This is a genomic window from Methylocaldum sp. GT1BB (genome assembly GCF_051027545.1).
Taxonomy (GTDB): Bacteria; Pseudomonadota; Gammaproteobacteria; order Methylococcales; family Methylococcaceae; genus Methylocaldum.
On record NZ_CP194902.1, the window covers coordinates 914,001 to 920,000 of the forward strand.

Here is a 6,000-nt window from a genome sequence, read left to right on the forward strand (position 1 = left end):
AATACTGTGTTACCACGTCGTTGACCGGGCCAGGCGTGTTGTAAACTGTGCCGCCAATTTTCTACGATGCTCTTGCGCGAGGTTTATTCATGGCGAACGGTTTTATCCAACCCAGACAGGCGTCTCCCGATGCGTGGCGAAACTGGATCAAGCAGGGGTTTGAGCTGGTTTCGCGGAAATGGCCGGTATGGATTGCCGTAATGACCGTGTGCTGCCTGGTTACCGGCGCCGCGGGCGCTGCGGAACCGATTGCGGGATATCTGACACTCGCGCTCGGGTTCAATCTCGCGGTGGTGGTGGATCATGAGTCCGATTGGATAGGAATGAGCTCGCGTTTCGGTTCGCTGTTCCGCGACGCAGTCAAATTCGCCTTTCAGGTAGGCATGTTCGTGTTTCTGACGACCATTCCCCTGAACATGGCTATCACCGCCAGCAAAGCGGCAGCCGTGGCCAATGAGAGCAGTCGAGTCGTTTCTGCCAAAACGGCAAACACTTACGGTGAAAGCGATTTGTCGACGCAACTCGCGCACGTTTATGAAGAAAGCGGAAATAATCTTATCGAATGGGCAATGATCTTACCCGTCGGCCTCGGCTTTCTTTATCCATTGCGGAGTCTAGGTGCAGGCTTCATCAGGGCGCTCGCATACGGACAACATGGCGCCGCGCTGAATCGGAGCTCGATTCTCATGATAGCCGCCTTTTCTTTTGCGAGCGTACTGGTTTTCACAGCATTCGGGCTGTATCCGCTCATTCCCATCGTTCAAGGCTTCTGGATCGCCGTGAATTACGTGATGTTCCGAGACATTTTCTTGGGTATCACCGAAAACCGACGGATCTCCGCCAAGGCGGCGAATCGGCTTGATGAGGTGCAAACAGCGGTATCCCGAATTTAGGGGCCGACCGTACCGACTCGGTCGGCCTCGTCGGCTTATCGCATGATTTCTGTCAGAACGGGGCCACGTGCCGGAAAGATATCGATTGAGCAAAGCGGGCCTTACGCTTGTCTTATTTATTGCATCCACATTTCATCGCCCGGTGAAGTGCAATAACCAACCACGGAGGATATGCCATGATAGGTTGGGCAGTTACTTTCCTCGTCATCGCCATTATCGCCGCCCTTCTGGGATTCAGCGGCATAGCCGGCACGGCGGTCAATATCGCTTGGATATTGTTCGTTGTCGGACTGATCTTAGCTCTGGTCTTTTTCTTGATGGGCCGCCGTCCCCCTGTCTAGACGCGGGGACTTCGAACCTTTATTTGGCAGCCGCTGCCCGTCCAGCGGCTGTTGCCCAGCGTACAGTCGTTGCGGAATTTACCCACAACTCATCACAGCTGAATATCAGCCGCCAGCGACCATACATTACGTGCGTCCGAATGGGCGCTGCACTTCGTCGCGGTCGTAATAACCCTCCCAGTGCCACATAGCGTCTACATTCCTGCTAAACTGGCGTGTCGCCGGCTTCCGCTAACTCATTAGCCTTCTGCGGATTCTGGCCGGTATTCCTCACGAACGAGGAAAAATTTTGCTGTTTGTTTGGCTTGAGGTATTGAGTGCATGTCCCTCGTAGAATGCAAAGAATGTGGCCACCGAAACTATGAAAAACTTTTTCAATGTCGAAAATGCGGTACGCTCACCCGTTTCGGCACCGAAAAACAAAAATTACGGCGTTTGGCTCTGGGCGTCGCGCTGATTGTCGGTGAACTAATGCTCTTGAATAATCCCGCTAAAGAAGAGCACTTTACGAAAGCAATCGAACTCGACCGCATACCCAGTTCATTTACAGTTGAGCACGATTTGGAGCTCTACGACTATCACGATTATTACCTATTCTCGGCCCTAAGCGTTGGCCGGGAAGGAAATAAGACGCTGCTCACGTTCGGATTTCTCTCGACGGTAATATAGGTCGGCGGATCAATTTATCGACAGCCTACTGATCTTGGGGCCTTTGCGTGACCGCGCACGGACAAACATGTCACCGCGGTCTCGCAAAGGCGTCGACTTCGCGCTCCGACCCGGTAGAGCATCACCAGCACGGTCAATAATACGATTAGCCTCAGAATCAGGCCGGACTGACGGAGTTCGGGTCTGGACCCCCAGTGTATCTGCCACGAGATTCGACGAATTCCTTGAAGTTCTGAAGATCATCCTCCAAGTTAGCCTCCGCTATGCCGAGGACGTCGCCGATCTTTTCTTCCAGACTTTCGGGTTGGTATTCGATGTCCAAAGTCATCCGGGTACGCCCCATATTCAGAGGTTCGAACATAATTACGCCATGAGTATCGGCAGCTTCCGAATTTCGCCAGACGATGCGCCTTCCCGGCACGTGCTCGACAACCTCAGTAACCCACTCTATCGGCTTGCCGGCGATCACGCCGCGCCAACGTAGATGCGTGTCATCGATACGGCGGACTTCCTGGACGTTGTCCATAAACTCGGAAAATTCTTCGTACTGCAACCATTGGTGGTAAGCGACCTGTGCCAGCGCATCGATCTCGATGGACTTGTGCAGACTAGCCATGTCCGGTCTCCTCGGATTGAGTCGGCTGAATTCAATGTAACAACCCTACTACGTTAAAGACACACGGTGATCCTGCCGAACCCGTGGACGTAAAGTTGGACCTAGCGAGTGCAAAGGCAGTTCATGCAGATTCTTATACGCCAATCCGATATCTCCTAGCACTACTTCGCCAGATTTTTGATTCAACCATCCGGTTGATCTGGTTATGGATACGCATTGGGAACAGGAAATAGCGGATTGACTGCTTCCCTTTTGGGATACGTTAGGACATGAATCCCGGCAGCACTGGCACCGGTTTATCTGCACGGTCTAATTGGCCCCGGGGAACGCCGACCTCGCGGCACTGCCCGCTTAAACCAACACATAACCGACACTGGGTTCACCCTCGGAATTTACACCACCTTGATGGACTCAATCTCATTATCAAACCTCATCACTCATCATCACACGTTGCTGACCATGGTCACGCTCGGCTTTCTACAACACCTTCGGCAGAAATCCGCCCGCCGGGGAAAAAGTGCGCGACACCGCACCCCGGCCCCAGCCTGCCGATGATGGTCCGGCGCCGGCTACTGATCTTCAGATGCCCTGACTGCCACCATTGCTTCCGGCATAAGCTCGCCAGATAACTGGCGAAGTAATTTTAATAAGTTCTCGGGTATAAGAACTCTCTATTCTTGATATCGATAGACAAAAAAAGACCCGCTGTAAACAGCAGGTCTCAAAGCGGTGAATTCTGTTTTTTTTCAATTGAAACTCAACGATTCGGACTAACGCTCGCTTGGAGCTTGTCCTGGCTGCGGCTCGGCTGGGCTGCCGCCACCGGGACCGCCGGGACTGGTTGGAGTTGTCTCGTTCTGACAGCCACCGAAGGCGAGCGAAAGCCAAACTAGGCCAACGGCAATCAGCTTTTTCATAAGCTTATCTCCTTTCAGATTGAGGATCGTGAAGCTCCATCCCTAAAAAGCGATGCATTGCCTCATCTAAAGTGACATCGGTAGCTTCACTAAGTTCTTGTATCCGGTGTCGAAAGCAGCTCCGATCAGAGCATTTTCGGATTCATAGGGTGAAACGCTCGGGCAACTACCTTGACTAGCCGAGGTCATATTTACAATTGCGAAAGAGTCGTACGAGGTGATTATTTGTACGTGGCTTTCCGAAAATCCGGTTTGGTTTGCTGCTTCGCATATTCCGTCTCGTCTCTTTACGCCTTTCGCATTTTGCCCTAAATGGATGCCTAAGATTTTCAAAATTGGCTCTTAACGCGGTGCCACGCTCAAGTTTCGATCTGAGCTTAAATACAGCCGCTGCGAGACATGGAGCGATGCGAATGCGAGCGAGTCGAGTAGTCCCCGGAAGCCCGAGCGCCGGGTGGATGGCCGAAGGTCGTTGCGTTAGCAACGGTCGTAGGCCATCCACAAGGCATCGCGACCGGGCGTCGAGCCATTGTGGAGCCAGGTTCCGACCCCTTGTCGGGTCGGGACCGGTCGAACGCAGGGCGTCCGGGGCGCCGCAGGCAATAACTTGTCGCCAAGTTTTTGCTCCTTTTGGTGACTCGGAAGTCCCAAAAGGTTTTGCAAAAAATGGCGACACAATCGACAAGGAGAAAAACCATGGCAGAAAGAAGATCTGAATCCGCCCCCTCCCATTGGCTTGTGAATCGGCTAACGGAAAAGAGCACCTGGAGCGGTTTGAGCTTGGTTGTCATCTGTAGCTTGGTTCTTTTGGGGCTGCCAATCGTAAGAACTCTGGCGTGGGTGGGACTGGCTTACGGCCTTTATTCGATGTTTTCGGCCGATTAGCTGCCCCGGAACGACTCACGTTGCGGGCTCGAGCGAAATTCTTCCAGCCATTGGCTCCGGATCGCGCATTTCGAAGGACTAAGCGAAAAGCGAAGTAGTTGAGCTTTTCCCTACTTCTTCGGCGTCCTGTAAGCAATTCTACTTAGTTGCGTCGCAGCGAATTCCGTAGGGTAATAGTCTCTGTCAACGTGAGCAAGCCGAGTGCAGCATACCGAGCAATTGGGTGTGATCAATTTTTCTTTTTTGTACCAGCGGAGGTTAGCAAGATGGCACAACAACCAGGACAAGGGCAGCCGGAACAACCTAAGAAAGATTATTTCTGGTTCTACATTGGCGGATTGATTATCGTGGTGATTGTTGGAGTTCTTTTGTTGAAAGGTCGAGAAATGTCTAGCGTGCCTTATGATGCTTATGAGGAGACCAAAAAAGAGGTTGAGCAACAAACAAAATAACTGTGGAGCAGTGCTGATCAAGGTATTCGAGACGACCGGCGTACGCAGAAAACCCGGCTTCGACCGGGTTTTTTGTCTGCAATACGTCTCGCGCGGCAGCATCCGGAAATGCGACAAAATTCCGCGCCGGTAACAATGCTTGCCGATTTGGGCGAAGCTTGAAACGACTATAGTGTAAGAAATTTGGGGAAGGAGTATGGACCGGTCAATTAATGAAAAACATCGATCTTCCCTGAACAGCATTTTATTCGATCAACTGCGCTAATAGCGATACCTTTTATCCCTATACGTTCACACCCGAATGCTCAACTCGCTGCGATGGAGGTAAGTGTGACTGCATCGCCTGTCAGCAGCCACACGAATGCATCGCGTCGATAGTTTAGCTAACAATACATTGGCGTCACCGGTAGACGGTCTCGTGTCAATGACACTGAGCAGCGACAAAAGAATAAGGCCCCGTTGCCATTTAGGCGACGGGGCTTTGGGTAAGAGGTGCCTGGCGGTGACCTACTTTCGCACAGGGATCTGCACTATCATCGGCGCTGAGCGGTTTCACTTCCGAGGTCGGGATGGGGTCGGGTGGTTCCCGCTCGCTCTGGCCACCAGGCAAAACTGGTTTTGAGTCGAGCTTTTATTTTTTAGCTCTTCACTCGGACAACGTACACGGCGTTTGTGTCATCACCCAAACGGTTTGGGTGTTATATGGTCAAGCCTCACGGGCCATTAGTATGGGTTAGCTTCAGCCATTACTGACCGTCCACACCCCACCTATCAACCTGGTGGTCTTCCAGGGCCCTTCAGGGGACTCGTAGTCCCAGGGAGATCTCATCTTGGGAGGGGCTTCCCGCTTAGATGCTTTCAGCGGTTATCCTGTCCGAACATAGCTACCCGGCTGTGCCACTGGCGTGACAACCGGAACACCAGAGGTTCGTTCACTCCGGTCCTCTCGTACTAGGAGCAACTTCCCTCAAATCTCCAACGCCCACGGCAGATAGGGACCGAACTGTCTCACGACGTTCTAAACCCAGCTCGCGTACCACTTTAAATGGCGAACAGCCATACCCTTGGGACCGGCTACAGCCCCAGGATGTGATGAGCCGACATCGAGGTGCCAAACACCGCCGTCGATATGAACTCTTGGGCGGTATCAGCCTGTTATCCCCGGAGTACCTTTTATCCGTTGAGCGATGGCCCTTCCATACAGAACCACCGGATCACTAGGACCTA

Annotated in this window: 6 protein-coding genes and 2 rRNA genes (1 of these 8 cut by a window edge); 5 read left to right on the plus strand and 3 right to left on the minus strand. The window is 52.5% G+C overall.

Annotated elements, in window-relative coordinates; all coding sequences use genetic code 11:
* Window positions 1-89 precede the first annotated feature (89 nt).
* The 3 genes from ACR2TX_RS05295 (at window position 90) to ACR2TX_RS05305 (ending at window position 1,903) form a co-directional block, all read left to right on the plus strand.
* A complete protein-coding gene (locus tag ACR2TX_RS05295; RefSeq protein WP_077730803.1) occupies window positions 90-893 on the plus strand; it encodes a hypothetical protein in 804 nt (267 codons plus the stop codon).
* A 176-nt stretch (window positions 894-1,069) separates the two neighbouring features.
* Window positions 1,070-1,234 (plus strand): DUF1328 domain-containing protein, encoded by a 165-nt coding sequence (locus tag ACR2TX_RS05300; RefSeq protein WP_077732814.1) that lies wholly within the window; start codon window positions 1,070-1,072, stop codon window positions 1,232-1,234.
* A gap of 321 nt (window positions 1,235-1,555) precedes the next feature.
* Window positions 1,556-1,903: a hypothetical protein gene (locus ACR2TX_RS05305; RefSeq protein WP_133718036.1), complete on the plus strand. Its 348-nt coding sequence runs from the start codon at window positions 1,556-1,558 to the stop codon at window positions 1,901-1,903.
* Window positions 1,904-2,060: 157 nt separating this feature from the next.
* Here the strand turns inward: ACR2TX_RS05305 and ACR2TX_RS05310 are convergent, their stop codons facing one another.
* Window positions 2,061-2,519: an SRPBCC family protein gene (locus tag ACR2TX_RS05310; protein ID WP_434110622.1), complete on the minus strand. Its 459-nt coding sequence runs from the start codon at window positions 2,517-2,519 to the stop codon at window positions 2,061-2,063.
* 1,613 nt (window positions 2,520-4,132) lie between these two features.
* On the opposite strand from ACR2TX_RS05310, the gene ACR2TX_RS05315 reads away from it, so the two are divergent.
* Entirely contained in the window at window positions 4,133-4,321 is a 189-nt protein-coding gene (locus ACR2TX_RS05315) for a hypothetical protein (RefSeq protein ID WP_077732817.1), read from the plus strand.
* A 266-nt stretch (window positions 4,322-4,587) separates the two neighbouring features.
* Complete coding sequence (locus tag ACR2TX_RS05320; RefSeq protein ID WP_077732818.1) at window positions 4,588-4,773, plus strand: hypothetical protein; 186 nt, start codon at window positions 4,588-4,590, stop codon at window positions 4,771-4,773.
* Between the two features lie 494 nt (window positions 4,774-5,267).
* On the opposite strand, the gene rrf is transcribed toward ACR2TX_RS05320, so the two are convergent.
* Both rrf and ACR2TX_RS05330 read right to left on the minus strand, forming a co-directional pair.
* A 5S ribosomal RNA gene (gene rrf / locus ACR2TX_RS05325) occupies window positions 5,268-5,380 on the minus strand.
* Window positions 5,381-5,475: 95 nt separating this feature from the next.
* A 23S ribosomal RNA gene (locus ACR2TX_RS05330) occupies window positions 5,476-6,000 on the minus strand; it runs 2,366 nt beyond the window's last position.

Bases quoted from the DNA above. Each gene is read 5' to 3' on its own strand.
- ACR2TX_RS05295 (WP_077730803.1), top strand. From the start codon at position 90: ATGGCGAACGGTTTTATCCAACCCAGACAGGCGTCTCCCGATGCGTGG.
- ACR2TX_RS05305 (WP_133718036.1), top strand. From the start codon at position 1,556: ATGTCCCTCGTAGAATGCAAAGAATGTGGCCACCGAAACTATGAAAAA.
- ACR2TX_RS05300 (WP_077732814.1), top strand. From the start codon at position 1,070: ATGATAGGTTGGGCAGTTACTTTCCTCGTCATCGCCATTATCGCCGCC.
- ACR2TX_RS05320 (WP_077732818.1), top strand. From the start codon at position 4,588: ATGGCACAACAACCAGGACAAGGGCAGCCGGAACAACCTAAGAAAGAT.
- ACR2TX_RS05315 (WP_077732817.1), top strand. From the start codon at position 4,133: ATGGCAGAAAGAAGATCTGAATCCGCCCCCTCCCATTGGCTTGTGAAT.
- ACR2TX_RS05310 (WP_434110622.1), bottom strand. From the start codon at position 2,519: ATGGCTAGTCTGCACAAGTCCATCGAGATCGATGCGCTGGCACAGGTC.